We start from the raw sequence: 26,281 nt of genomic DNA on the forward strand, positions 1-26,281 counted from the left end.
CCATGACGCAGACGACGGTCGACGACGACAACGCCGGCACCGATTACAACCGGGCCCTGGAAGAGGGCTGGCTGCCGATTCGAGAGGTGGCGCGCCAGACCGGAGTCAACGCCGTCACGTTGCGCGCCTGGGAGCGCCGCTACGGGCTGATCGTGCCCCAGCGCACGCCCAAGGGGCATCGGCTGTTCTCGGCCGAGCATGTGCAGCAGATTTTCACCATCCTCACCTGGCTCAATCGCGGCGTGGCGGTGAGCCAGGTCAAGCACCTGCTGAGTTCCTCCCCTGCCTTCAGCGAACCGGCCGAGAACGACTGGCACCTGCTGCGCCAGACCTTGATCCAGGCCATCAGCCAATTGGCGGAACGCAGGGTCGATGACACGTTTAACCAGGCCATGGCCCTGTACCCCCCCAGAACCTTGTGCGAACAGTTGATGGTGCCACTGCTGGCGGAGCTGGAGCAGCGCTGGCAAGGCCAGTTCGGCAGCCAGATGGAGCAGGTGTTTTTCTACTCCTGGTTGCGCAGCAAACTGGGCGCGCGGATCTATCACAACAACCGTCAACTGCAGAGCTCGCCGCTGCTACTGATCAACCACTCGGACCTGCCCCTGGAGCCCAATCTCTGGCTCACCGCCTGGCTGATCAGCAGCGCCGACTGTCCGGTGGAAGTCTTCGACTGGCCGTTGCCCGTGGGCGAACTGGCCCTGGCCGCCGACCACCTGCAAGCCCGGGGCGTGCTCCTGTACTCCAGCAAGGCCCTGAACCCGGGCCAGTTGCCCAAGCTGCTCAACGGCATTGCCTGCGCAAAATTCATTGTCGGCCCCACGGTGTGCATCCATCACGCCGAGTTGGCCGTATGTACCACTGAAATCGCTGACCTGTACCTGGCCGAAGACCCCGTCTCGGCTCATCAGGCACTGGTTCAACGAGGACTTATCTGATGCGGAACGTCCCATGCAATTGATCTGGCTGCGCAGCGACCTGCGCCTACATGACAACACCGCCCTGTGCGCCGCCGCCCAGCGCGGCCCCACCGTGGCCGTGTACCTGCTGAGCCCGGAGCAGTGGCTGACCCATGACGACGCGCCCTGCAAAGTGGACTTCTGGTTGCGCAACCTGGCGACGTTGAGCCAGGCCCTGGGGCAACTGAACATTCCGTTGTTGATCCGCAGCGCCCCGACCTGGGAACAGGCCCCGCAGGTATTGCTGGAGCTGTGCCGGCAACTCGGAATCAAGGCCGTGCACGTCAACGAGGAGTACGGCATCCACGAAAGTCGCCGTGACAGCGCCGTCGCCAAAGCCCTGGACGCCGAGGACGTGCTCTTCCACAGCCACCTCGACCAGTTGCTGTTCAAGCCCGGCAGCGTGCTGACCAAGACCGGCACCTACTTCCAGGTCTTCAGCCAGTTCCGCAAGGTTTGCTACAACCGTTTGCACAGCGCCCTGCCAGGTTTAGCGGGCACGCCCAAGGCCCAAGCCGCCCTGGCCATCCAGGCCGACCCGGTGCCGCAACAGGTCCCAGGTTTCCCCACGCCCAGCCAGGCGCTGCGTGATCTCTGGCCCGCCGGCGAAACCGAGGCGCTGCGCCGCCTGGAGCAGTTTGCCGATGAGCAGATCAGCGACTACCAGAGCGAGCGCGACTTTCCGGCCAAACCCGGCACCAGCCAGTTGTCGCCTTACCTCGCCGCCGGGGTGGTTTCGCCACGCCAGTGCCTGCACGCCGCGCTGCAAAGTAACCAGGGCGAGTTCGAAAGCGGCAATGTCGGCGCCGTTACCTGGATCAACGAGCTGCTGTGGCGCGAGTTCTACAAACACATTCTGGTGGGTTACCCGCGGGTGTCCCGGCACCGTGCCTTTCGCCCGGAAACCGAGGCCGTGGCCTGGCGCGACGCCCCCGAGGAACTCGCCGCCTGGCAGGAAGCCCGCACCGGCTTGCCGATCATCGACGCCGCCATGCGCCAACTGCTGGAAACCGGCTGGATGCACAACCGCCTGCGGATGATCGTGGCGATGTTCCTGACCAAGAACCTGTTGATCGATTGGCGTGAAGGCGAGCGCTTCTTTATGCAGCACCTGATCGACGGCGACCTGGCGGCCAACAACGGTGGCTGGCAGTGGAGTTCCTCCACCGGCACCGACTCGGCGCCCTACTTCCGCATCTTCAACCCCGTGAGCCAGTCGGAGAAGTTCGACAGCGAGGGGCGCTTTATCAAGCAGTGGTTGCCACAACTGGCGGGGCTGAACAAAAAAGAGGTCCACAACCCGGCGGCCCTGGGCGGCCTGTTCGGCGTCGCCGATTACCCGGCGCCCATCGTCAACCTGTCGATGTCCCGGGAACGTGCCCTGGCGGCCTTCAAGAGCCTGCCCTCAAGGATGGACGCCGGAGGAACCTATGAGTGAGTTCCTGCAAGGCTTTGCCCGGGACTTCGCGGCCCTGGACAAACACAACCTCGAGCGCCTGAGCCAGCTGTACAGCGACGACATCCGCTTCACCGATCCGTTGCATGAGGTGCAGGGGCTGCCGCAAGTGCGGCGCTACTTCGCCGAGCTGTACGCCAACGTCAGCGAGCTGAAACTCAACGTCCACGGCTTTGATGCCAGCGGCGAAGGCCAGGGCTACCTGCGCTGGACCATGACCTACCGGCACCCGCGCTTGCAGGGTGGCCAGCCGATCCAGGTCGAAGGCTGCTCGCACCTGCTGTGGCGCGACGACAAGGTCTATCGCCACCGCGACTACTTCGACGCCGGCGCCTTGCTTTACGAACACCTGCCCCTGCTGGGTCGGGTCATCCACTGGTTGAAAGGGAGGTTGGCATGAACAGCCCATTGCCGCAGCGTATCTGGCTGACCGGCGCCAGCAGCGGGATCGGCGCGGCATTGGCGCAAGCGCTGCTCAAGTCCGGCGCCCAGCTGGCCCTCAGCGCACGCTCGCGAGAGCCCCTGGATGCCCTGGCCCAACAGTATCCCGGCCGCGTGCTGGTGGTCCCCGGGGACCTCACCGACCGCGAACAAGTGCACAGGATCGGCGCGCAAATCGCCCAGCACTGGGGCGCCCTGGACACGGTGATTCTCAACGCCGGTACCTGTGAATACGTTGAAGTCCGCCAGTTCGACGCCACGGTCATCGAACAGGTGATGCGCAGCAACCTGTTCGCCAGCAGCTATTGCATCGAAGTCGCACTGCCGCTGCTGCGTGCCGGCACTCGCCCCCATCTGGTGGGCGTGGCCAGTTCGGTGACCTACTTTCCCCTGCCGCGCGCCGAAGCCTACGGCGCGTCCAAAGCGGCATTGCGCTACCTCCTGCAGTCCCTGCGCGTCGACCTGGCCGCCGAAGGGATCGACGTCACCCTAGTCAGCCCCGGCTTCGTCGAAACGCCGCTGACCGCACGTAATGATTTTCCCATGCCCATGAGCTGGAGCGCGGAACGGGCCGCTCGGCATATCCATCAGCGCCTGCCGCGGCGGCCGCTGGAAATCGCCTTTCCGGCCGGCTTTATCTTTGGCCTCAAGCTGCTGTCCTGGTTGCCTGGACGCCTGCAACTGGCGGTGGGACGCCGCCTGGCCCGTAACGCTTCGCCGACAGGAAACCCCTCATGAAAATCGCCATTATCGGCAGCGGCATTTCCGGGCTGACCAGCGCCTACCTGCTCAATCGCCGCCATGACATCAGCGTCTTCGAAGCCGGCAGCTGGATCGGCGGCCACACCCACACCGTGGACGTTTCGGTAAAGGGTGAAACCCACGCCGTGGACACTGGCTTCATCGTGTTCAACGACTGGACCTACCCCAACTTCATCCGGCTGCTGGGGCAGATCGGTGTCACCTTCAAGCCCACCGAAATGAGCTTTTCCGTGACCGACCCCGCCTCGGGGCTGGAGTACAACGGCAACAACCTCAACAGCCTCTTCGCCCAGCGTCGCAACCTGCTGTCCCCGGGGTTCTGGGGCATGCTGCGGGATATCCTGCGTTTCAACAAAGAAGCGATCCGCCACCTCGAGCACCAGCAGATCGACCCGGCCATGACCCTCGGCGATTACCTGCGAGACCAAGGCTACGGCGAACGCTTCATCCGACACTACATCGTGCCCATGGGCTCGGCGATCTGGTCGATGTCCCTGCAACAGATGCTCGGTTTCCCCCTGCAGTTCTTCGTGCGGTTCTTCAAGAACCACGGCCTGCTGTCCGTCAGCAACCGCCCGCAATGGTGCGTGATCGAGGGCGGTTCCAGCCGCTACATCGAGCCGTTGACCAGCAGCTTCCGCGAGCGGATTCGCCTCAATTGCCCGGTCACGCGGGTCGAGCGCGATGAACAGGGGGTGGTGATCCACAGCGCGGCCGGCAGCGAGCGCTTTGACAAGGTGGTGTTCGCCTGCCACAGCGACCAGGCCCTGCAAATGCTGGCCGAACCCAGCCACGTCGAGCAAGACATCCTCGGCGCCCTGCCCTACGCCGACAATCAGGTGATGCTGCACACCGACACCCGCCTGCTGCCCCGACGCCGCCTGGCCTGGGCCAGCTGGAACTATCGCCTGGGCGGTGCAGGTGACCAGCAGGCCGCGGTCACCTACGACATGAACATCCTCCAGGGCATCCAAAGCGACACCACCTTCTGTGTCAGCCTCAACCAGACCGCCGCCATCGACCCGGCAACGGTTCTCGCCAGTTACACCTACGCCCACCCGCAATACAGCCTGGCGGCCGTAGCCGCGCAAGCACGCTGGACTGAACTGCAGGGCGCGCACCACAGCTATTACTGCGGCGCCTACTGGGCCAACGGCTTCCACGAAGACGGCGTGGTCAGTGCCCTGCGCGTGGCCCAGGCCTTTGGGGAACTGTTGTGAACAGCGCCCTGTACAGCGGCTGGATCAGCCACCGGCGGTTCTCGCCCAAGGACCATGCCTTCCGCTATCGGATCGGCCTGCTGTACCTGGACCTGGATGAGCAGGAAACGGTGCTTGGCCTGTCGCCCCTGGCCGGCAGCCGGCGTTTTGCGCCCTTCTCGTTCCGTGAGAGCGATTACCTGAAAACCTTTACCAGCCAGGGCATGCGCCTGATCGACGCGGTGCGGCAACAGGTCGCCAAGGCCATCGGCCATGTGCCCGGCGGTTCGGTCTGCCTGCTGACCCAAGCCCGCAGTTGGGGCCTGTCGTTCAACCCGGTGAGTTTCTTCTACTGCTTCGAAAACGACGGGCGCCTGGCGGCGATTCTCTGCGAAGTCACCAACACGCCCTGGCGCGAGCGCTATCACTACGTGCTGCCGGCCAAAGCCGAGGCCGCCGATGAAGCGCCCGGCCACCAGCACTTCGCCGTGGCCAAGGCCTTCCATGTCTCGCCCTTTCTGCCCCGGGACCTGGAATACCGCATGAGCTTCAGCCCGCCCAGCGAGCGACTCGGCGTGCACATGGCCGACTGGCAGGGTGAACTGAAAGTCTTCGACGCCACCCTCAACCTGCAACGCCAGGCCCTGAGCCGGCGCAGCTTGCACCAGTACCTGCTGCGCTTCCCCTGGATGACCGCCAAGACCTGCCTGGCCATCTATTGGCAGGCCCTGCGCCTGGCCGGTAAACGCATTCCGTTCTTCCCTCATCAGGCTGCCGACGGCGCCTATCAAACAGCCGTTGTACAACCCAAGGATCGCCGCCATGAAATCCTCTAGCGTATCGGCCAAGCCCAACCTGCTCAGCGCCCACGGCCTGACCGGCAACCTGTTGCGTCGCGGGGTCCTGCGCCAGTTGGCCCAGTTGCGCAACGGCCAACTGGTGGTCATTGAAGACGGTGAGCGACATGTTTTCGGTGCCAGCGGCGCCAGCCTGCTGGGCGAGGTCCACATCCACGACTCTGCTGCCTGGGGCATGGTCGCCAGCAACGGTTCGATCGGTGCCGGTGAAGCCTTTATCCACGGCTACTGGAGCACGCCGGACCTGACCGCGGTGGTGCGGGTGTTCGTCAGCAACCTTGAGGTGCTGGACGCCATGGAAGGCGGCCTGGCCAAGCTCGGCCGGCCAATGATCCAGGGCCTGCACTGGCTCAACCGCAACACGCGCAAGGGCTCGCAGAAGAACATCGCCGCCCACTACGACCTGGGCAACGAGCTGTTTGAACAGTTTCTCGACCCGACGATGATGTACTCGGCCGCGCAGTTCCTGCGCGAGGACGACAGCCTGGAACAGGCCCAGTTGAACAAGCTGGAGCGCATCTGCCAGAAACTCGCCCTCACCCCCGACGACCACCTGCTGGAGATCGGCACTGGCTGGGGCAGCATGGCCCTGTACGCCGCGCAGCATTATGGCTGCAAGGTCACCACCACGACCCTGTCCAAAGAGCAGTTCGCCTTTACCCGGCAACGCATCGACGAATTGGGCCTGCAGGACCAAGTCACCCTGCTGCTGGAGGACTACCGCGACTTGACGGGGCAGTACGACAAGCTGGTCTCGATCGAGATGATCGAGGCCGTAGGCCATCGCTTCCTGCCGACCTATTTCAAGCAATGCGCGCAGTTGCTGAAAAGCAACGGCCTGATGCTGCTGCAAGCGATCACCATTCGCGACCAGCGCTACGAGCAGGCAAAAAACGCCGTGGACTTTATCCAGCGCTATATTTTCCCGGGCGGCGCCTTGCCCAGCGTGCACAAGATGCTCGAAGTGGTCAGCCGCGACACCGACATGAACCTGCTGCACATGGAAGACTTCGGCCTGCACTACGCACGCACCCTGCGCCTGTGGCACGAAAACTTCCGCCGCGCCCATGGCCGTCTGAGTGAGTTGGGCTACGACGAGTATTTCCTGCGCCTGTGGGAGTTCTACCTGTGCTACTGCGAAGGCGGCTTCCTGGAGCGCACCATCGGCACCGCCCAGATGCTCCTGGCCAAACCTGCTGCGGTGCCACAACCGCTGTTGGGACGCTTCAATGCGTAAACGCCTGGCCAACGCCCTGCTGTTTCAGTTGGGCTGGTTCGCCTGCGTCATGGGCGGCGATGGCCCCTGGCTGTTGCTCGGCGCCACCGTGTTGGTGATTCACCTGCTGTGGATTGGCACCTGGGCCGAAGAGGGTCGGCTGGTGATCAGCGTGGCCTTGCTGGGCACGGTGCTGGACAGTTTCCTGCACTGGCTGGGGGTGTTCGAGTTCCAACAGGTCACCCTGCTGATTCCCTTCTGGCTGATGCTGCTCTGGGCCATGCTGGCCACCACCTTGCGCCATTGCCTGGCCTGGAGCGCGCACCCCTGGTGGCTGGCTGCGGCACTGGGCGCAGTCGGCGGCCCGCTGTCCTACTATGCCGGTGGGCAACTGGCGGGGGTGCACTTTCCCTACGGCACATGGCCGACCCTGGTGGGCCTGGGAGTGCTCTGGGGCCTGGTGTTTCCGGGGCTGCATGCCCTGGCCCGCTACGCCGAGGCAGGCACGCCATTGCCCGATAATCCCTGAACGTCTGTCAGGGGCTTCACACAGCCATCGCCGGCTGCCTTACACTGCGCGCCTATGACCACTATCCCCATTACCCAGATCGCCGAACCCGCCGTCACCTGCTCAACGTGCGCCGCCTGCTGCTGCCAGCTGGAGGTCATGCTGATCACTGACACCGGCGTGCCCGAGCGTTACATCGACACCGACGATTGGGGTGGGGAAGTCATGCTGCGCCTGGATGACGGCTGGTGCGCCGCGCTGGATCGCAACACCATGATGTGCAGCATCTACGAGAAACGCCCACTGATTTGCCGGGAGTTCGAGATGGGCGAAGTGGACTGCATCAACGAACGCCGAGGCATCGCCACGGCGTATCGCTGAGGGGTGCCTTACAGCGCCAGGGTGTAGTGCAGCGCGTAGCTCTCGACCCCATCGTTGGGGCTGGCGATACCGGCATTGGAATAGTGCGTCGCACGAATCCCCACCTCATGCCCGCCAGCGAAACGCAAGCCGAAGCCCAGGCGGTCTTCGAACTGGAACGCCGAGCCCAGCTTGTTGCTTTCCACCTCGGTGTGGGCGAACGCGGCCACACCAATGCCCGCCTCGATGTATGGCTTGACGCTGGCACCGGTGAATTCGTAGACCAGTACCGGCGAGAACGACAGGCTGTGATTGTTGGCTTTATCGTCGCCATCCCAGAAGGTGTAGGCCCCGCTCCAGTAGCCGGTCAGACGACCGACATCACTTTGCAGCCAGCTCTTGTCCCAATCCCATTGCATACCCAAGCGATAAGTCTGGGTCGAGTCGCTGGTTTGCCCCACGGCAAATTCGACGCCTGCGGCTTGCGCAGAAACACTGTGCCCCACCATAGCGGCCGCCAGCGCGGCCAGACAAAATAGTCGCCTCATCAAGAACACCCTTTCTGATCGATTTTTGTAGGTTTTAGTACAAGGTCGTACAGGGCGTATAGAAATCTGCGCCGAAACAGAAGTTCAGCGCCGATTCGAGTTTTTTGCTGGATGGGGATTAACCGGGAAACGCCTGTACCGCGCCAGCACCCTGCCATAACACGGGCAAGACCTGGGCGAAGTGCTGCACATTGCCACTGGTCCAGAAGCGAGTGTCACGTACAGGACCTGAAGCCAGTAGCCCACGCTCGTCCAGCAAGCGCTGGAGTTGCCGCGCCACTGCAGCGCCGGTGTCGATCAGGCTGATATCGTCGGCCAGCATCTGCTTGAGCAAAGGCTTGAGGAAGGGATAGTGGGTGCAGCCCAGGATGATGGTGTCGCAACCGGCGGCCAGCAACGGCTCCACATAGCCTTGCAATAGCCCGCGCAGGACCGGGCTGTGCAAGTCGCCGTCTTCGATCCGCTCCACCAACCCCGGGCAAGGTTGGGTGATGACTTTCACATCGGTGGCGAAACGATCAAGCAAGGCGGCGAACTTGGCGCTCTGCAAGGTGCCGGTGGTGGCCAGCACGCCAACCACGCCGCTGCGGGTAGCCGCAGCCGCCGGCTTGACCGCCGGCTCCATGCCGACGATGGGCCAATCGGGGTAATCACGACGTAAATCGGCCACCCCGGCCACCGTGGCGGTATTGCACGCCAGCACCAGGGCCTTGGCGCCTTGCTGGTGAAAAAAGCGCGCCATCACGCTGCAACGCTCGCGGATGAATTCAGGGGATTTTTCGCCGTAGGGAATGTGCCCGCAATCACCGAAATACAACAACGATTCCTGAGGCAGGCGTTGCTGAATTTCGGCCAGCACCGACAGGCCGCCAACGCCGGAATCGAAAACGCCGATGGGCGCTTCACCCATGGTGCGACCCACAGACGCTGCAGCCTGGGTCGCGCTTGACCCGCAACTCGCGAAAGCGCGTGCCCAAGGCATCGATCAGCAACAGGCGGCCCACCAGCGGTTCACCGAACCCAGCCAGCAGCTTTAGCGCCTCCAAGGCTTGCAGGCTGCCGACCAGGCCCACCAAGGGGCCCAGTACGCCGGCTTCGCTGCAAGTCAGTTCGGCCTCGCTGCCATGCCCGTACAGACAGTGGTAGCAGGGGCTTTCCGGGCGCCGTGGATCGAACACCGACAGTTGCCCTTCCAGGCGAATCGCCGCGCCGCTGACCAAGGGTTTGCCCGCCGCCACACAGGCGGCGTTGACCGACTCACGGGTGGTGAAGTTATCGCTGCAATCAAGCACCAGGTCCACGGCGGCCACCGCGGCGGCCAGGGAATCCTCATCCAACGCAGTGCGCCTTGGCAGCAACTGGATCTGCGGGTTGAGGGCGCTCAAGCGCGCCATGGCCGAGTCGACCTTGCTCATGCCGACGCTGGCGGTGTCGTGAATGATCTGACGTTGCAGGTTGGTCAGGTCGACGCTGTCGAAATCCGCCAAGTGCAGCTCGCCCACCCCCGCGGCCGCCAGGTACAACGCGACCGGCGCGCCGAGGCCGCCGAGACCGACGATCAGCACCCGGCTGTTTTTCAGGCGCAACTGACCTTCGATGTCGACGTGCTGCAACAGAATCTGCCGGCTATAGCGCAACAGCTCCTGATCGTTCAGCACGGCAGGCGCCCCAGGCTGATGCGTTCATGGCCACCGAGGTCAACGCGGCTGTGAACCTCGATAAAGCCTTGGCTGAGCAGCAGGTCACGCACGGCCACGGCCTGATCGTAGCCATGTTCGAGCATCAACCAGCCGCCCGCCGCAAGGTGCTGCGGCGCCTGGGCAATGATCAGGCGCAGATCGTCCAGGCCGTCATGACCGGCGACCAGGGCGCTTTCAGGTTCGAAGCGCACATCACCGGCCGCCAGATGGGGATCGGCGGCCGCAATGTAGGGCGGGTTGCTGACAATCAACTGATAACGCTGGCCCTGCAAGGCGCCGAACCAGTGGCTGTTGAGCACGCTGACGTTATGCAACTGCAGGCGCTGGCGATTGCGCTCGGCCAGGGCCACGGCTTCCAGCACACGATCCACCGCCGTGACATTCCAGGCCGGACGCTCGCTGGCCAAGGCCAGGGCAATCGCACCGCTGCCGGTGCCCAGGTCCAGCACCTTGGCCGGGGTCGCCGGCAACAGATCCAGGGCTGTTTCCACCAGCAACTCGGTGTCCGGCCGCGGGATCAGGGTGTGGGGCGCCACTTCCAGATCAAGCTTCCAGAACCCCTGTTGGCCGAGGATGTAGGCCACCGGCTCGCCGGAGCGGCGGCGTTGCAGGTACTCGGCGAACACCAGCGCGGCCTCGCTGGGCACGATGCGCTCGGGCCAGGTGTGGAGAAAACTACGGGACTTGCCTAGGGCAGCCGCCAGCAGCAGCTCGGCGTCCAGGCGGGCGGTCGGGGAATCAGGCAACTCGGCTGCGCGCAGCAGGCTGGCAATGATGGTCATTTACTCACCCAAAGCCGCAAGTTGGTCCGCCTGGTACTCGGCCAGCAACGGTTCGATCACCGCTTCGACGCCACCGGCGAGGATTTCATCCAGGGAATACAGGGTCAGGTTGACCCGATGGTCGGTGACCCGGCCCTGGGGAAAGTTGTAAGTGCGAATCCGCTCGGAACGGTCACCGGAACCCACCAGCAACTTGCGCTCGCTGGCGATGGCGTTGGCCGCGGCGCTGGTCTGCTGGTCATTCAGTTTGGCCGACAGCCAGGACATGGCCCGGGCACGGTTCTTGTGCTGGGAGCGCTCTTCCTGGCACTCCACCACAATCCCCGTGGGAAGGTGAGTAATGCGGATCGCCGAGTCGGTCTTGTTCACGTGTTGACCACCGGCGCCCGAGGAGCGATAAGTGTCGACACGCAAGTCCGCCGGGTTGATCTCGATGGCTTCCTGCTCGTCCGGCTCGGGCAATACCGCCACGGTACAGGCCGAGGTGTGGATGCGCCCTTGGGATTCAGTGGCCGGGACCCGCTGCACGCGATGGGCACCGGATTCGAACTTGAGCTTGCCGTAGACGTTGTCGCCTTCGACCCGGGCAATGACTTCTTTATAGCCGCCGTGTTCGCCCTCGTTTTCCGAGAGGATCTCCAGGCGCCACCCACGACGCTCGGCGTAGCGCGAATACATGCGGAACAGGTCGCCGGAGAAGATCGCCGCCTCGTCACCACCGGTGCCGGCGCGGATTTCCAGGAACACGTTGCGCCCGTCATTGGGGTCCTTGGGCAGCAGCATGCGTTGCAGCGTGCTTTCCAGTTCCAACAATTGCTCTTTGGCTTCGCGGACTTCTTCCACGGCCATTTCCCGCATGTCCGGGTCGCTGTCCTTGAGCAGCGCCTGGGCGCCTTCAAGGTCAGACTGCACCTTGAGCACCTGTTTATAGGCGGCGACGATCGGCTCGACTTCGGCGTATTCCTTGGAATAGGCGCGGAATTTGGTCTGATCGGAGATGACTTCGCCATCGCCGAGCAAGGCGGTCAATTCCTCGAAACGGTCCTGGAGAATGTCCAGCTTATTGAGCAGTGACGCTTTCATTGCGGGGTTTTATCCGAAGGGCCCTCTCCGAGGGCAAAGAGTTCTTGGGCCATGGCCAGCGCATCGAGGCGGCCTTCGGCGGACAGCTTTTTCAACTGCACGCTCGGCGCGTGCAGCAATTTGTTGGTCAGGCCACGGGCCAGTTGCACCAGCACGTCCTCGGCGCTCGCTCCATTGGCCAGCAGGCGCTGGGCCTTTTGCAATTCTTCGTCGCGCAAGCGCTCGCTCTGTTGGCGGTAGGCCTTGAGCACATCAACCGCCGCCAGCTCGCGCAGGCGCACCATGAAATCTTCGGCGCCGATGGTCACCAGCTCTTCGGCGGCCTGGGCAGCACCCTGGCGGCTCTTGAGGTTTTCCGCGACCACTTCGTGGAGGTCGTCGACGGTGTAGAGATAAACGTCGTCCAACTCGCCGACTTCTGGCTCGATATCCCGGGGAACAGCGATATCCACCATGAAAATCGGCTTGTGCTTGCGCAGCTTCAGAGCGCTTTCCACAGCGCCCTTGCCGAGGATCGGCAACTGGCTGGCGGTGGAACTGATGACGATATCGCTGTGCACCAGCTCCTGGGGAATGTCCGAAAGCAGCACGGCATGGGCACCAAATTGTTCGGCCAGGATGCTGGCCCGCTCCAGGGTTCGGTTGGCCACAACGATACGCTTGACCCCCAGGTCGTGCAGGTGACGGGCCACCAGGGTAATGGTCTCGCCGGCCCCGATCAGCAAGGCCTGGCTGCGTTGCAGGTCACTGAAAATCTGTTTCGCCAGGCTCACCGCGGCAAAGGCCACCGATACTGGGTTCTCACCAATGGCGGTGTCCGTGCGCACCTGCTTGGCGGCGCTGAACGTGGCCTGGAACAAGCGACCGAGCAGCGGGCCAATGGTGCCGGCTTCCCGAGCCACGGCGTAGGCCGACTTCATTTGCCCGAGGATCTGCGGTTCGCCCAGCACCAGCGAATCCAGCCCGGAGGCGACGCGCATCATGTGACGAACTGCCGCATCATCTTCGTGCACATAAGCACTCGAACGCAGCTCATCCAGGCTCAAATGGTGATAATCGGCCAGCCAACGCAGCACGATATCCGCCGACAGGTGATCCTGCTCTATATAAAGCTCACTGCGATTGCAGGTGGAGAGGATCGCAGCTTCGCGGCTGTCGGTGAGGCGGCAGAGCTGCTGCAAGGCCTCAACCAACTGCTCAGGGGTAAAGGCCACGCGCTCGCGGACGTCTACTGAAGCAGTCTTGTGGTTAATACCGAGTGCAAGGAAGGCCATTCAAGGTCGCTGATGATGTCGAGAAGCCGACAATTGTCCTACTTCGAAAGATTCAGAACAACCACCGTCGACTATTGTCCTAATAGACGGCCTCTGTTCTGGCTCCCCGTTGAGTCTCGGTTATGTTTGGCCGAAGGCTTGTGTCATGATGATCCGACCGCAGGTTAGTCGTCCTCTTCCTATATGAATAGATCTTCCGCGTTGCTCCTCGCCTTTGTCTTCCTCAGCGGCTGCCAGTCATTGGCTCCCGTTTCGTCGGACGGTACGCCGCCGGTTGAAGGCAGCACTCCAGCCCCTGAAAAGCCCAAGGTTTATTCTTCCTTCAGTGAAGAAACCGTGTTCAGCCTGCTAAGCGCGGAACTGGCCGGCCAGCGCAATCGCTTCGACATTGCCTTGGACAACTACGTGACCCAGGCCATCAACACCCAGGACCCGGGCATTTCCGAGCGTGCCTTTCGCATCGCCGAGTACCTGGGCGCTGACCAGGCAGCGCTGGACACCTCGCTGATCTGGGCGAAAAAACGCCCCGGACGACCTGGAAGCACAGCGGGCTGCGGCGATTCAACTGGCTCGCGCCGGCCGCTATGACGACTCCATGGTGTATATGGAGAAAGTCCTGCAGGGCAAGGGCGACACCCATTTCGACTTCCTCGCCTTGTCGGCTGCCGATACCGACCAGGACACCCGCAATGGCCTGGTCAAGAGCTTCGACCGCTTGCTGGTGAAACACCCGAATAACAGCCAGTTGATTTTCGGCAAGGCCCTGCTGATGCAACAGGACGGCGACGCCAAGGGTGCCCTCACCCTGTTGGAGCAGAACCCACCGGAAGACGGTGAAGTCGCGCCGCTGTTGTTGCGCGCTCGCCTGCTGCAAAGCCTCGACCGTGGCAAGGAAGCGCTGCCGCTGCTGGAAAAAAGCATCCGCAAGTACCCGGACGACAAGCGCCTGCGCCTGACCTACGCCCGCATGCTGGTGGAGCAGGACCGCATGGACGACGCCAAGACTCAGTTCTCGAGTTTGGTGCAGCAGTACCCGGAAGACGACGAACTGCGTTACTCCCTGGCGCTGGTGTGCCTGGAAGCCAAGGCTTGGCAAGAAGCCAAGGGTTACCTGGAAGACTTGATCGCTCGTGAAAGCCATGTCGATTCGGCCCACCTGAACCTGGGTCGCATCGCAGAAGAGCTCAACGATCCGCAGGGTGCCCTGGTCGAGTACGCCCAGGTTGGCGCGGGCAACGATTACCTGCCGGCGCAACTGCGCCAGGCCGATATCCTGATGAACAACGGCCGTACCGACGAGGCCGAAAAGCGCCTGGCCGCTGCCCGCGACGCCCAGCCCGACTACGCCATCCAGTTGTACCTGGTCGAAGCCGAAACCCTCTCGGCCAATGACCAAGGGGATCGCGCCTGGAAAATCCTCCAACAAGCCCTGCTGCAATACCCGGACGACCTGAACCTGCTTTACACCCGGGCCATGCAGGCGGAAAAGCGCAATGACCTGGCGCAGATGGAAAAGGACCTGCGCCTGATCATTAAGCGCGACCCCGACAATGCCATGGCCCTCAACGCCCTGGGCTATACCCTGTCGGACCGCACCACCCGCTATGCGGAAGCCAAGGAACTGATCGAAAAAGCCCATGAGCTGAACCCGGAAGACCCGGCAGTCCTCGACAGCCTGGGCTGGGTCAACTACCGCCTGGGCAACCTCGACGAAGCCGAGCGCCTGCTGCGCCAGGCCCTGGAGCGTTTCCCCGACCAGGAAGTGGCTGCACACCTGGGTGAAGTGCTCTGGGCCAATGGCAAGCAACGGGAAGCCAGACAGATCTGGAGCAAGTTCCTCAAGGAACAGCCCGACAGCCCTATTTTGCGCAGCACCATCAAGCGCCTGACCGGATCAGAGACCCTTTAAGACCATGTTTTTGCGCCACATTATCGTTTTCAGTTTTATCGCCCTGCTCGCCGGTTGCGCGGGCTTTGGTGCTCGAGAGTCCGTCCAAGGCCAGGGCACCCCAACACAATGGCGAGCGCACAAAGAACAGCTGAGCAGCCTCGATGGCTGGCAGATCAACGGAAAAATCGGCATTCGCGCACCCAAGGATTCCGGCAGTGGCACCCTGTTCTGGCTGCAACGCCAGGATTACTACGACATCCGCCTGTCTGGCCCCCTGGGTCGCGGTGCGGCTCGCTTGACCGGTCGCCCGGGTCAGGTGTCGCTGGAAGTCGCCAACCAGGGCCGTTTTGACGCCACCACGCCGGAAGCCCTGCTGGAAGAGCAACTGGGCTGGAAGTTGCCAGTGTCTCATTTGGCCTGGTGGGTGCGTGGGCTGCCTGCGCCGGAGAGCAAAAGCCGCCTGACCTTGAATGGCGATAGCCGCCTGGCCGGTCTCGAACAGGATGGCTGGCAGGTCGAATACCTGAGTTATGCCGAGCAGAACGGCTATTGGCTGCCGGAGCGAATCAAGCTCCACGGCAGCGACCTTGATGTCACCCTGGTGATCAAGGAATGGCAACCGCGCAAGCTGGGGCAGTAAATTCATGACTGCTCCACGCCTGACCCTGCCCTCTCCCGCCAAACTCAACCTGATGCTGCATATCCTGGGTCGTCGTGAGGACGGCTATCACGAATTGCAGACGATCTTTCAGTTTCTCGACTACGGCGATGAAATCACCTTCGCCGTGCGCGATGACGGTGTGATCCAACTGCACACCGAATTCCCTGGCGTGCCCCACGACAGCAACCTCATTGTGCGGGCGGCCAAACAACTGCAGGAACAATCCGGCTGTGCGCAGGGCATCGATATCTGGATCGATAAGGTCCTGCCCATGGGCGGCGGCATCGGCGCGGCAGTTCAAACGCCGCCACTACATTGCTGGGGCTCAACCACCTTTGGCAGTTGGGGTGGGATGAAGATCGTCTCGCCACACTGGGCCTGACCCTAGGCGCCGACGTCCCGGTTTTCGTCCGTGGGCATGCCGCTTTTGCCGAGGGCGTGGGAGAGAAACTCACCCCTGTGGAACCCGAAGAACCGTGGTATCTGGTGCTGGTGCCGCAAGTCTCTGTTAGTACAGCAGAAATTTTTTCGGATCCGCTGTTGACACGTAACTCCCCGCCCATTAAAGTGCGCCCCGTTCCCAAGGGAAACAGTCGAAATGACTGCTTGCCGGTTGTTGCAAGGCGTTATCCAGATGTACGTAACGCATTGAATTTGCTAGGTAAATTTACCGAAGCAAAACTAACCGGCACTGGAAGTTGTGTGTTTGGGGGCTTCCCAAGCAAAGCTGAAGCTGATAAAGTCTCGGCCCTTCTGACAGAGACCCTTACAGGGTTTGTAGCGAAAGGAAGCAACATTTCAATGTTGCATCGCAAGCTGCAAAGTCTGCTCTAAAGGAACCAAGTGCTCGGCACTTGCAAGCAACAGATACAGGGCGTCGCCAAGCGGTAAGGCAGCAGGTTTTGATCCTGCCATGCGTTGGTTCGAATCCAGCCGCCCCTGCCATTTTCCTATACTCATCCAGGTATACCCTCAGCCTTCAGGTACTGCGCGTGTCCAAGATGATGGTCTTTACGGGGAACGCTAACCCCGATCTGGCTCGGCGTGTCGTACGTCAGCTGCATATCCCTCTCGGTGACATCTCTGTTGGAAAATTTTCCGACGGCGAAATTACTGCCGAGATCAATGAAAATGTCCGCGGTAAAGACGTTTTCATTATCCAGCCGACTTGCGCTCCGACCAACGATAACCTGATGGAACTCGTCGTGATGGCTGATGCCTTCCGCCGCTCCTCAGCAACTCGTATCACTGCTGTTATTCCTTATTTTGGTTATGCCCGTCAGGATCGCCGTCCGCGTTCCGCACGTGTGGCTATCAGCGCGAAAGTGGTTGCTGACATGCTCACCGTTGTCGGCATTGACCGTGTTCTCACGGTTGACCTGCATGCTGACCAGATTCAGGGCTTCTTCGATATTCCGGTAGATAACATCTACGGCTCCCCCGTACTGGTGGATGACATCGAAGACCAACGCTTCGAGAACCTGATGATCGTGTCCCCGGACATTGGCGGCGTCGTGCGTGCACGTGCCGTGGCCAAGTCCCTGGGCGTGGATCTCGGGATCATCGACAAGCGCCGTGAGAAAGCCAATCACTCTGAAGTGATGCATATCATCGGTGATGTCGAAGGGCGTACCTGCATTCTGGTCGACGACATGGTCGATACCGCCGGCACTCTGTGCCACGCGGCCAAGGCCTTGAAAGAGCATGGCGCAGCCAAGGTCTTTGCCTACTGCACACACCCTGTGCTGTCGGGTCGAGCCATCGAGAACATTGAAAATTCCGTGCTGGACGAGCTGGTGGTGACTAACACCATCCCGCTGTCCGCTGCAGCACAAGCCTGTGCGCGTATCCGCCAACTGGATATCGCACCGGTTGTTGCCGAGGCGGTTCGCCGCATCAGCAACGAAGAATCGATCAGTGCGATGTTCCGCTAAGGCCCTGCCCTAGCCCAACATCTCAATGACGAAAAGCGCCCCGCCCCAGCATTCCTGCTGGGGCGGGGCTTTTTTGCCCATATCGCCTTTAGCGCTGGTCGCAAACGCTAGGGCGAATGTGGTTATTTTGGAGATACAACATGAACGATTTTACTCTGAATGCTGAAGTGCGTTCCGACCTGGGGAAAGGTGCGAGCCGCCGCCTGCGTCGTCTCGCAAGCCTGGTTCCAGCTGTAGTTTACGGTGGCGAGAAAGCCCCTGAATCCATCAGCATGCTGGCCAAAGAAGTTGCCAAACTGCTCGAAAACGACGCGGCTTACAGCCACATCATCGAGCTGAACGTTGGTGGCACCAAGCAGAACGTCATCATCAAGGCACTGCAACGTCACCCGGCTAAAGGCCACGTACTGCACGCTGACTTCGTACGCGTTGTAGCCGGTCAGAAACTGACCGCTATCGTGCCTGTACACTTCGTTGGCGAAGCAGCTCCGATCAAGAAAGGCGGCGAAGTTTCGCACGTTATCGCCGAGATCGAAGTTTCCTGCCTGCCGAAAGACCTGCCTGAGTTCATCGAAGTCGACCTGGCTGACGCTGAAATCGGCACCATCGTTCACCTGTCGAACATCAAGGCCCCTAAAGGCGTTGAGTTCGTCGCTCTGGCACACGGCAACGACCTGGCAGTAGCCAACGTCCACGCACCACGTGTTGCTCCAGAAGCAGAAGGCGCTGCAGAGTAATTTCACTCTGACGCCGGAGTAAGCGGAATACATCGCGGACTGGAACGTAGCGAGAAAGCGGGCGAGAACGCGAAGTTTGCCGCAAGGTAAATCAGCTCTTGTCGTCCACTTTCGCCGCAGCCCCTGTTGCGGCGATGTCATCCACCACTCCAAAGGAAGGGCCCCTATCGTGACTGCCATCAAACTGATCGTTGGCCTGGGTAATCCAGGCGCCGAATACGAACAGACCCGGCATAACGCAGGGGCCCTTTTTGTTGAGCGCATCGCCGACAAACAAGGTGTCAGCCTTGTCGCCGATCGCAAGTATTTCGGCCTGACCGGGCGCTTCAGTCACCAAGGTCAGGACATTCGTCTGTTGATCCCCACCACCTACATGAACCGCAGCGGCCAAGCCGTAGCGGCACTTGCCGGCTTCTTTCGCATCGCGCCGGAAGAGATCCTGGTGGCCCACGACGAACTCGACTTGCCACCCGGCGTCGCCAAACTCAAGACCGGCGGCGGGCATGGCGGGCACAACGGACTGCGGGACATCATCGCGCAGCTCGGTAATCAGAATACCTTCCACCGTCTGCGGCTCGGCATTGGCCACCCAGGCGTTGCCAGTATGGTTTCAAACTTTGTCCTGGGTCGTGCGCCACGCGCCGAACAGGAAAAACTCGATGCCAGCATCGACTTTGCCCTCGGCGTGCTGCCGGATATCTTCGCCGGTGAATGGAACCGTGCGATGAAAAACCTGCACAGCCAGAAGGCCTGACTCTAACTCCTCGGGGAAACACCATGGGATTCAATTGCGGCATCGTCGGTCTGCCTAACGTCGGCAAGTCCACCCTGTTCAACGCCCTGACCAAATCCGGGATCGCGGCCGAGAACTTCCCCTTCTGCACCATCGAGCCCAACAGCGGTATCGTGCCGATGCCGGACCCACGACTGGACGCACTGGCAGCCATCGTCAATCCGAAGCGCATCCTGCCGACCACCATGGAATTCGTCGACATCGCAGGCCTGGTGGCCGGCGCGTCGAAAGGTGAAGGCCTGGGCAACAAGTTCCTGGCCAACATCCGCGAAACCGATGCCATCGCCCACGTCGTGCGCTGCTTCGAAGACGAGAACGTGATCCACGTTTCCAACAGCGTCGACCCGAAGCGCGATATCGAAATCATCGACCTGGAACTGATCTTCGCCGACCTCGACAGCTGCGAAAAGCAACTGCAGAAAGTCACTCGCAACGCCAAGGGTGGTGACAAGGACGCCGTCGTTCAGAAAGCCCTGCTGGAGCAACTGATCGCTCACTTCACCGAAGGCAAGCCTGCGCGCAGCCTGATGAAGAACATGAGCACCGACGAGAAAGCCGTGATCAAGGGCTTCCACCTGCTGACCACCAAGCCGGTCATGTACATCGCCAACGTCGCGGAAGACGGTTTCGAGAACAACCCGCACCTGGACGTGGTCAAGGCCATTGCCGAAGAAGAAGGCGCGATGGTTGTTCCGGTCTGCAACAAGATCGAAGCAGAAATCGCCGAGCTCGACGACGGTGAAGAGAAAGACATGTTCCTCGAGGCCCTGGGTCTGGAAGAGCCTGGCCTGAACCGCGTGATCCGTGCGGGCTACGAAATGCTTCACCTGCAGACCTACTTCACCGCCGGTGTCGAAGAAGTCCGCGCCTGGACCGTCCGCGTCGGTGCCACCGCACCACAAGCCGCTGGCGTGATCCACACCGACTTCGAGAAAGGCTTTATCCGCGCCGAAGTGATCGCCTACAACGACTTCATCCAGTTCAAGGGTGAAGCCGGTGCCAAGGAAGCCGGTAAATGGCGCCTGGAAGGCAAGGAATACATCGTCAAGGACGGCGACGTGATGCACTTCCGCTTCAACGTCTAAGCCGTACCGCACAAAAAAAACCGCGTGAATACGCGGTTTTTTTATGCCCGGATTTTCTGCTCGAGGCGCTGTCACGCCAGCCGCTCCAGCAAAGGGCTTCAGGCTTTGCGAGTGCGCGGCAGGAAGATCGCCAGCACGCCGAACAACGGCAGGAACGAGCACAGAAAATACACGTACTCGATGCCATGAATGTCCGCCAGACGCCCCAGCAGCGCCGCGCCAATCCCACCAAAACCGAACATCAGGCCGAAAAACACCCCGGCAATCATGCCCACGTTACCCGGCACCAGTTCCTGGGCGTAAACCACGATGGCCGAGAACGCCGAGGCCAGGATGAAGCCGATCACCACGCTGAGCACGCTGGTCCAGAACAGGTCCACATGGGGCAGCAACAGGGTGAACGGTGCCACGCCGAGGATCGAGAACCAGATCACCGCCTTGCGCCCGATCTTGTCGCCGATCGGCCCGCCGAAAAAGGTCCCCGCCGCCACCGCCCCCAGGAACAGGAACAGATGCAACTGAGAGCTGGCCATGGACAGGTCGAACTTCTCAATCAAGTAGAAGGTGAAGTAGCTGGTCAGGCTGGACATGTAGAAGTACTTGGAGAACACCAGCATCCCCAGCACCACCAGCGCACCCATCACCCGGTTCCGGGACAAACCGTGAGTCGCGGCCTGGCCCTGCTTGAGCTTGAACAGCTTCAGGTGGTTGGCGTACCAGCGGCTGATGGCGTAGAGCACCACCAGGGCAAAGACCGCGAACAACCCGAACCAAGCGACGTTGCCCTGGCCGTAAGGAATGATGATCGCCGCGGCCAGCAGCGGGCCGAATGCAGTCCCGGCATTGCCACCGACCTGGAAGGTCGACTGCGCCAGGCCGAAACGCCCGCCCGAGGCCAGGCGTGCCACCCGCGAGGCTTCCGGGTGAAAGGTCGAGGAACCGATGCCGATCAGGCCTGACGCCAGGAGGATCATGGCGAAGCTACCGGCCTGGGACATCAGCAGAATGCCCACCAGAGTACAGATCATGCCCGCCGGCAACAGGAACGGCTTAGGGTGGCGATCGGTGTAATAACCCACCCAGGGTTGCAGCAACGAGGCAGTGAGCTGGAAGGTCAGGGTAATCAGGCCGACCTGGGTAAAGCTCAGGCCGTAGTTGGTCTTGAGCATCGGATAGATCGACGGCAGCACCGCCTGAATCAGGTCATTGATCAAATGCGCCAACGCCACCGCACCAATGATGCGCATGACCAACGGGCTGCTTTGCGAGGAAGTGGATGCCGTCGTCGGGACGGGCTGGGCATTACTGATAGCCATGAGAATTTCCGTACAGCGGATGGGTGCACAGGTGCAGGTGCGCCAATGTGCCATTTTTCAGTGCAGGCACGCCATCCCATTAGCTTGCTAACGACCGACCTTTGTTGAATCTTCCGACTGATAGCCCATCGCCATGGTCTGAATCTTGCTCCCCCAACCGTCCTAACCCGGTCGCCTTACAAAGGGGGCCGAAAATGGGAAGTATCGCTACAGCGCTGGCCCGACAAAGGCTGCACTGGCGCACTTTCCGAGGCCTTTTTACAAGGGCACGGGGTCGAGGCCAAAGGCCGCGATCGCACGCCAGTGGTGCGTGGTGCCTTGGGGGAACTGTCGAATGCATCTTTTTCTAGCACCGGGGATTCGACTGCTTGGGCGTTTCGGTTTCGCCCGCAAGTTTCAGCTGCTGTTCCTGCTGTTTATCCTGCCGTTGCTGGGCAGCCTGTGGATGATCGGCCAGGACTACCGCGACAAGCTGAGCCTGGTCGCCGGGGAACGCGCCGGGGTGCGTCAACTGCTGGCCCTGGATAACCTCGACAACCTGCTGGCCGCCCAACGTGACCGCGCAGCACGCTGGCGCGCCACGGAAACCAATCGCCAGCCAACACCTGCCACGGTCGCCGCCATGGGCGCGTTCGATGCCGTGCAACCCGCACTGACCCAGGCCGCCAGCGAGTTGGGCGAGGCCCTGCAAAAGGAAGGTGCCGAAGCGCCGATCCTGAGCCGCTACCAGGCCCTGCAAACGGCACTGAATGGGCTCGACTCCAAGAGCCTGAGCAGCGTCGGCTGGTGGCCGGACGGTTATGACCGCTTCACCAGTGCCTTGAGTGCCCTGCAAGCCCTGCGCGAACAGATCGCCATGGACAACCGCCTGACCCTCGCCCCTTGGCTGGAAACCTATCTACTGACGCAGATCTCCACCCAGCACGCACCCGACCTGATCGAACGCGTCGGGCGCCTGGCCAGCGTCGGCCAGGCCTCGGTGGTGTCCGGGCAATTCACCCTGCAAAGCCGCCTGCAACTGCGCGATTTGCGCAGCCGCATCGGCGATGCTCGGGAACAATTGGTGAAGACCGGTAGCCTGCTGGAGGCTCGCCTGCCCAGTGAACTGAACGCCTGGGCCGGGCAGTATCAAGACAGTCTGAAGCACCTCGACGCCACCCTCAAAGTCCTCGACGACGGCGTGTTCGGCGGCAGCATCAACCTCAAGCCGGAAGACTTCGAACGCAATCTCGATGCCCTGCTGGGCAACCTCGCGGCCCTGCGCCAAACCTCGTTGAAGGCACTCGACAGCCGCCTGGATCAGCACCAGGGCTCGGCCCTGCGCCAATTTATCCTGGTGGCCACGGTCCTCGGCTGCCTGGTACTGGCAGCGCTCTACCTGTTCATCTGCCTGCAGGCGTCGATCCGCCGCAGCGCCAGCGGCATCACCCTGCTGGCCGAAGCCCTGCGCGACGGCAACCTGTGCCTGCAAGTGCCGGTGCACGGGCGCGACGAACTGGCGGCCATCAGCACCGCGCTGAATGTCGCGGTGGTGCAACTGCGCGCCAGCCTGCAGGGCGTGGACCACGAAACCCTGCAACTGGGTAACGCTGTGCGCAGCCTCAACGATCATTCCAGCGGCGCCCTGGGTGAAGTCGAAGCCCAACAGCAACAGATCAGCCAGATCGCTGCCGCCGCCACCCAACTGGCCGCCACCTCGCAAGGGGTGGCCCAGAGCTGCGAACAGGCCTCCGGCAGCGCCCAGCACACACGACGGATTGCCGCCGAAAGCAGCCGCGACAGCCAGCGCACCACCGCCAGCATCCAACAACTCAACCAGCGCCTGAACGACACCGCTGCGGCCCTGGGCCGAGTCAGTGAGCAAGGGCAACAAATTCAGTTGGTGGTGGACACCATTCGCGGCGTGGCCGAGCAAACCAACTTGCTGGCGCTCAACGCGGCGATCGAAGCTGCGCGGGCCGGTGAACAGGGCCGCGGTTTTGCCGTGGTCGCCGATGAAGTGCGCAGCTTGTCGCAACGTACTCAATCTTCCACCGCGCAGATCGCTGGCACCGTGGACAGCCTGCGCAGTACGGTGAATGAAGCGGTCAGCCTGATGGAGGCCGCCTGTGGCCAGGCGCAAAGCGATGCGCAATCAGTGACAGGCCTGGGTGAGCGCCTGGTGGAAATCGCCAACGCCGTGCAAGGCGTCACCGATACCCTGGCGCAAATCGCCACGGCGGTAGAGGAACAGGCCAGCACCGCCGACGAAGTCAGCAGCAATATCCAGCAGGTGGATCAGGCGGCATTGCGGCTACTGGAAGGTGCACGGGCGGTGAACCTCGCGGCGGATACCCTGAGCCTCGGCAGCCGGGCCTTGAGTGACAATACCGGGCGCTTCCAACTGGCCTGACACAAGCCCCACGGGCCAAGCACCGTGCGCGCGAATGAGCCCGGCTCATTCGTGCGCAATAACCGCTTCAGGAAAGTCCTGCTCCAGCTCGGTTTTCAGCCACTGGATAAACCACTGCACATCCGCCGTCAGCACCGCCGACGGCGTCAGTACCCGGTAGCTTTCCAGCTTCACCTGATCCTCCAGGGCCCTTACCAGGGTCCCCGCCTTGAGCTCCTCGCGCACCAGCACCTCATTGGCCAAGGCGATGCCCTGCCCGCTTTCCGCCACCGACAGGGCGTGGTCGTTGTTGACGTAAATCAGGTCCGAGGTGAGCTGGATCTCCAGGCCATTGGCGGCGAACCACATGTTCCACCACTCACCGTCGTCGAAGTGGATCAACTCGTGCTTGAGCAAATCGGCCGGGCACGACAGCGGTTCGATACTGGCCAGGTAAGCCGGGGTGCAGATGGGGAAAACCCGGGGGCAGATCAAGGTCGCGCGAGACTCGGCGTATTGCCCGTCCAGACCGTAGGCGATGCCCAGGTCGCTGCTTTTGGCGTCCACTTCGGTAAAGGTCGAGTTGGGTTCGATAGCGAATTTCAAGCCTGGGCGCAGGTGGCGCAGCGCTTCCAGCCGAGGCGTCAGCCAGCGCTTGGCGAAGCCCGGCACCACCATAATCCGCAGCCAGCGCTCGCCACCCTTGGGTTGCAACTCCTTGCCGGCCTCGATAATGAGCTGCAAGGCCGAGGCGATCTTGCGGTGATATTTCTCCCCGGCCAGGGTCAGGATGACCCCGCGAGAGGTGCGTTCGAACAGCTGGACGCCTAGCCACTCCTCCAGCAAGCGCACGTGGCGGCCAATGGCAGGCTGGGTCACGTGCAAGGCTTTAGAGGCTTCGACATAGCTGCCCAAGCGGGCGGCCGCATCAAAGGCACGGACGGCATTCAAGGGCGGCAAACGCTGATCAGCCATGGCTTGGGGCGCCTTTTGCTATTAAATTAATTAACAGCTGCTATGTTAAAATTGAAGTTTCGCCCCCGCAACCCCTCACTGATAATCGGCCCACAACCGCAGAATAAAAGCCCACAAGGGCGCGAAAAAAGCGGCTCGCTGCACACCCGAATTCATCTCGATCCTGCCCAGAAAAATAAGATCCATGGCCTGACGATACGGCGCTCACAGCACCTCGGCACAGGCGATGGGGGAATCGGAGGTAACCCATGAATGCCCTGCATTCGCTGCAAACGATGGCGGTGTCTGTGCGCGCGGTGCGCAAAGTCTACGGTGACCCAAACAGCGGCCCGGTGGCCCTGAAAAACATCGACCTGGATATCCGCGACAACGAATTCTTCACCCTGCTGGGCCCCTCCGGTTGCGGCAAAACCACCCTGCTGCGGATGATCGCCGGCTTCGAGTTTCCGACCCAGGGCGAGATCCTGCTCTACGGCGAAAACATCGCCGACCGACCGCCTTACCAGCGTCCGGTGAACACCGTGTTCCAGCACTACGCGTTGTTCCCCCACATGACCATTGCCGAGAACCTGGCCTTCGGCCTGGAATCCCAACCCATGGGCCAAGTCCTGAGCAAAGCGCGGATCGCCGAACGCGTGCGGGAAATGCTGGCCCTGGTGCAGATGGAGGCCTTTGCCAAGCGCAAGCCCGGCCAACTCTCCGGCGGCCAGCAGCAACGTGTCGCACTGGCCCGCGCCCTGGCGCCCCACCCCAAGGTATTGCTGCTGGACGAGCCACTGTCGGCCCTGGACCTCAAGCTGCGCCAGGCCATGCGCGAAGAACTCAAGGCCATCCAGACCCAGACTGGCATCACCTTTATTTTCGTCACGCACGATCAGGAAGAAGCCTTGACCCTGTCCGACCGTATCGCCGTGCTCGCCGACGGTGAAGTGCAACAGGTCGGCCCGCCGCAAGCGATCTACGAGCATCCGCGCAACCGCTTCGTCGCCGACTTTATCGGTGAGACCAACTTTATCCAGGGCCACGTGACCCGGGTGGAAGCCGGCCTCGCCTGGTTCACCGGGCCCGCCGGGCATCCGCTGCCGGCGCAACCTTGCAACGATGCACAGGTCGGGGCCCAGGTGACCCTGTCGGTCCGGCCCGAGCGCCTGCACCTGGTGGCCGACGGCAGCGAAGGTGCGTTGCCATGCCGGATCGAAGCGCAGATTTACCTCGGCACCGACCTGCAATATCAGGTCAGCCTCAGCGACGGTTCACGCCTCACTGTGCGTACGCCCAACAGCGTCGATCACAGCCAGCGCCACGTCGTGGGCAGCCGTGCCGGTCTGCGCTTCGACCGTGGTAGCGCCAGCGTCCTGCTGGATTGAACACGA

Annotated in this window: 24 protein-coding genes, 1 tRNA gene and 2 pseudogenes; 19 read left to right on the forward strand and 8 right to left on the reverse strand. The window is 62.0% G+C overall.

Going from position 1 to position 26,281, the window contains the following annotated elements; all coding sequences use genetic code 11:
* The first annotated feature begins 2 nt into the window (after nt 1-2).
* From M1B34_RS23675 to M1B34_RS23715, 9 genes are read left to right on the forward strand one after another with little or no spacing between them, the layout of a single operon-like run.
* Entirely contained in the window at nt 3-938 is a 936-nt protein-coding gene (locus M1B34_RS23675) for a MerR family transcriptional regulator (RefSeq protein WP_123337828.1), read from the forward strand.
* A gap of 13 nt (nt 939-951) precedes the next feature.
* The gene (gene phrB, locus M1B34_RS23680) at nt 952-2,397 is read left to right on the forward strand and encodes a deoxyribodipyrimidine photo-lyase (protein WP_123337830.1); all 1,446 of its coding nucleotides are present in this window, start codon (nt 952-954) and stop codon (nt 2,395-2,397) included.
* Nucleotides 2,390-2,815 (forward strand): nuclear transport factor 2 family protein, encoded by a 426-nt coding sequence (locus M1B34_RS23685; RefSeq protein ID WP_268266362.1) that lies wholly within the window; start codon nt 2,390-2,392, stop codon nt 2,813-2,815. Before phrB ends, M1B34_RS23685 begins: the two co-directional genes overlap by 8 nt.
* Complete coding sequence (locus tag M1B34_RS23690; protein ID WP_123337834.1) at nt 2,812-3,594, forward strand: SDR family NAD(P)-dependent oxidoreductase; 783 nt, start codon at nt 2,812-2,814, stop codon at nt 3,592-3,594. The genes M1B34_RS23685 and M1B34_RS23690 overlap by 4 nt, the downstream gene beginning before the upstream one ends.
* Nucleotides 3,591-4,838, forward strand: coding sequence for an NAD(P)/FAD-dependent oxidoreductase (locus M1B34_RS23695; RefSeq protein ID WP_268266363.1), 1,248 nt, complete (start codon nt 3,591-3,593; stop codon nt 4,836-4,838). The genes M1B34_RS23690 and M1B34_RS23695 overlap by 4 nt, the downstream gene beginning before the upstream one ends.
* Entirely contained in the window at nt 4,835-5,653 is an 819-nt protein-coding gene (locus M1B34_RS23700; RefSeq protein ID WP_268266364.1) for a DUF1365 domain-containing protein, read from the forward strand. Before M1B34_RS23695 ends, M1B34_RS23700 begins: the two co-directional genes overlap by 4 nt.
* Nucleotides 5,640-6,911: an SAM-dependent methyltransferase gene (locus M1B34_RS23705; RefSeq protein ID WP_123337840.1), complete on the forward strand. Its 1,272-nt coding sequence runs from the start codon at nt 5,640-5,642 to the stop codon at nt 6,909-6,911. The genes M1B34_RS23700 and M1B34_RS23705 overlap by 14 nt, the downstream gene beginning before the upstream one ends.
* Nucleotides 6,904-7,419, forward strand: coding sequence for a DUF2878 domain-containing protein (locus M1B34_RS23710; RefSeq protein ID WP_268266365.1), 516 nt, complete (start codon nt 6,904-6,906; stop codon nt 7,417-7,419). The genes M1B34_RS23705 and M1B34_RS23710 overlap by 8 nt, the downstream gene beginning before the upstream one ends.
* 54 nt (nt 7,420-7,473) lie before the next feature.
* Nucleotides 7,474-7,779, forward strand: coding sequence for a YkgJ family cysteine cluster protein (locus M1B34_RS23715; RefSeq protein ID WP_123337844.1), 306 nt, complete (start codon nt 7,474-7,476; stop codon nt 7,777-7,779).
* Between the two features lie 8 nt (nt 7,780-7,787).
* Here M1B34_RS23715 and M1B34_RS23720 read toward each other — a convergent pair whose 3' ends face one another.
* The 6 genes from M1B34_RS23720 to hemA all read right to left on the reverse strand — a co-directional run bounded on the left by M1B34_RS23720 (nt 7,788) and on the right by hemA (nt 13,145).
* Nucleotides 7,788-8,306 carry an acyloxyacyl hydrolase gene (locus tag M1B34_RS23720; RefSeq protein WP_123337846.1) on the reverse strand — a complete coding sequence of 173 codons (519 nt, stop codon included), beginning with the start codon at nt 8,304-8,306 and terminating at the stop codon, nt 7,788-7,790.
* Between the two features lie 118 nt (nt 8,307-8,424).
* Nucleotides 8,425-9,216, reverse strand: coding sequence for a glutamate racemase (gene murI / locus M1B34_RS23725; protein WP_268266366.1), 792 nt, complete (start codon nt 9,214-9,216; stop codon nt 8,425-8,427).
* Nucleotides 9,209-9,964 carry a molybdopterin-synthase adenylyltransferase MoeB gene (locus M1B34_RS23730; protein WP_123337850.1) on the reverse strand — a complete coding sequence of 252 codons (756 nt, stop codon included), beginning with the start codon at nt 9,962-9,964 and terminating at the stop codon, nt 9,209-9,211. The genes murI and M1B34_RS23730 overlap by 8 nt, the downstream gene beginning before the upstream one ends.
* Nucleotides 9,958-10,788 (reverse strand): peptide chain release factor N(5)-glutamine methyltransferase, encoded by an 831-nt coding sequence (prmC, locus tag M1B34_RS23735; RefSeq protein ID WP_123337852.1) that lies wholly within the window; start codon nt 10,786-10,788, stop codon nt 9,958-9,960. Before prmC ends, M1B34_RS23730 begins: the two co-directional genes overlap by 7 nt.
* Entirely contained in the window at nt 10,789-11,871 is a 1,083-nt protein-coding gene (gene prfA, locus M1B34_RS23740; RefSeq protein WP_123337853.1) for a peptide chain release factor 1, read from the reverse strand. It abuts the gene before it with no gap.
* Nucleotides 11,868-13,145 (reverse strand): glutamyl-tRNA reductase, encoded by a 1,278-nt coding sequence (hemA, locus tag M1B34_RS23745; protein WP_123337855.1) that lies wholly within the window; start codon nt 13,143-13,145, stop codon nt 11,868-11,870. The genes prfA and hemA overlap by 4 nt, the downstream gene beginning before the upstream one ends.
* Nucleotides 13,146-13,328: 183 nt before the next feature.
* Here hemA and M1B34_RS23750 point away from each other — a divergent pair.
* The 8 genes and pseudogenes from M1B34_RS23750 to ychF all read left to right on the forward strand — a co-directional run bounded on the left by M1B34_RS23750 (nt 13,329) and on the right by ychF (nt 20,246).
* Nucleotides 13,329-15,054, forward strand: a pseudogene (locus tag M1B34_RS23750) (tetratricopeptide repeat protein).
* A 4-nt stretch (nt 15,055-15,058) separates the two neighbouring features.
* Nucleotides 15,059-15,676 (forward strand): lipoprotein insertase outer membrane protein LolB, encoded by a 618-nt coding sequence (gene lolB, locus M1B34_RS23755; RefSeq protein ID WP_268261248.1) that lies wholly within the window; start codon nt 15,059-15,061, stop codon nt 15,674-15,676.
* Between the two features lie 4 nt (nt 15,677-15,680).
* Nucleotides 15,681-16,531, forward strand: a pseudogene (gene ispE / locus M1B34_RS23760) (4-(cytidine 5'-diphospho)-2-C-methyl-D-erythritol kinase).
* A 36-nt stretch (nt 16,532-16,567) separates the two neighbouring features.
* A tRNA-Gln gene (locus M1B34_RS23765) sits at nt 16,568-16,642 on the forward strand.
* A 47-nt stretch (nt 16,643-16,689) separates the two neighbouring features.
* On the forward strand, nt 16,690-17,631 hold the full coding sequence (locus M1B34_RS23770; protein WP_003171603.1) for a ribose-phosphate pyrophosphokinase: 942 nt from the start codon (nt 16,690-16,692) through the stop codon (nt 17,629-17,631).
* 140 nt (nt 17,632-17,771) lie between these two features.
* On the forward strand, nt 17,772-18,368 hold the full coding sequence (locus tag M1B34_RS23775; protein WP_123337863.1) for a 50S ribosomal protein L25/general stress protein Ctc: 597 nt from the start codon (nt 17,772-17,774) through the stop codon (nt 18,366-18,368).
* 169 nt (nt 18,369-18,537) lie between these two features.
* On the forward strand, nt 18,538-19,122 hold the full coding sequence (pth, locus tag M1B34_RS23780) for an aminoacyl-tRNA hydrolase (protein ID WP_123337864.1): 585 nt from the start codon (nt 18,538-18,540) through the stop codon (nt 19,120-19,122).
* Between the two features lie 23 nt (nt 19,123-19,145).
* Nucleotides 19,146-20,246, forward strand: a complete 1,101-nt coding sequence (gene ychF, locus M1B34_RS23785) for a redox-regulated ATPase YchF (protein ID WP_123337866.1) — start codon at nt 19,146-19,148, stop codon at nt 20,244-20,246.
* Between the two features lie 98 nt (nt 20,247-20,344).
* Here the strand turns inward: ychF and M1B34_RS23790 are convergent, their stop codons facing one another.
* The gene (locus M1B34_RS23790; protein ID WP_268266367.1) at nt 20,345-21,562 is read right to left on the reverse strand and encodes an MFS transporter; all 1,218 of its coding nucleotides are present in this window, start codon (nt 21,560-21,562) and stop codon (nt 20,345-20,347) included.
* Between the two features lie 334 nt (nt 21,563-21,896).
* Here M1B34_RS23790 and M1B34_RS23795 point away from each other — a divergent pair, with 334 nt between their 5' ends.
* Complete coding sequence (locus tag M1B34_RS23795) at nt 21,897-23,954, forward strand: methyl-accepting chemotaxis protein (protein ID WP_268266368.1); 2,058 nt, start codon at nt 21,897-21,899, stop codon at nt 23,952-23,954.
* 45 nt (nt 23,955-23,999) lie between these two features.
* On the opposite strand, the gene M1B34_RS23800 is transcribed toward M1B34_RS23795, so the two are convergent.
* Nucleotides 24,000-24,908, reverse strand: coding sequence for a LysR substrate-binding domain-containing protein (locus M1B34_RS23800; RefSeq protein ID WP_268266369.1), 909 nt, complete (start codon nt 24,906-24,908; stop codon nt 24,000-24,002).
* Nucleotides 24,909-25,156: 248 nt separating this feature from the next.
* Between M1B34_RS23800 and M1B34_RS23805 the strand changes: the two genes are divergently transcribed.
* Nucleotides 25,157-26,275 (forward strand): ABC transporter ATP-binding protein, encoded by a 1,119-nt coding sequence (locus M1B34_RS23805; protein ID WP_268266370.1) that lies wholly within the window; start codon nt 25,157-25,159, stop codon nt 26,273-26,275.
* Nucleotides 26,276-26,281 lie beyond the last annotated feature (6 nt).

The sequence above is a fragment of the Pseudomonas morbosilactucae genome (assembly GCF_023241715.1).
In the GTDB taxonomy this organism is placed as follows: Bacteria; Pseudomonadota; Gammaproteobacteria; order Pseudomonadales; family Pseudomonadaceae; genus Aquipseudomonas; species Aquipseudomonas morbosilactucae.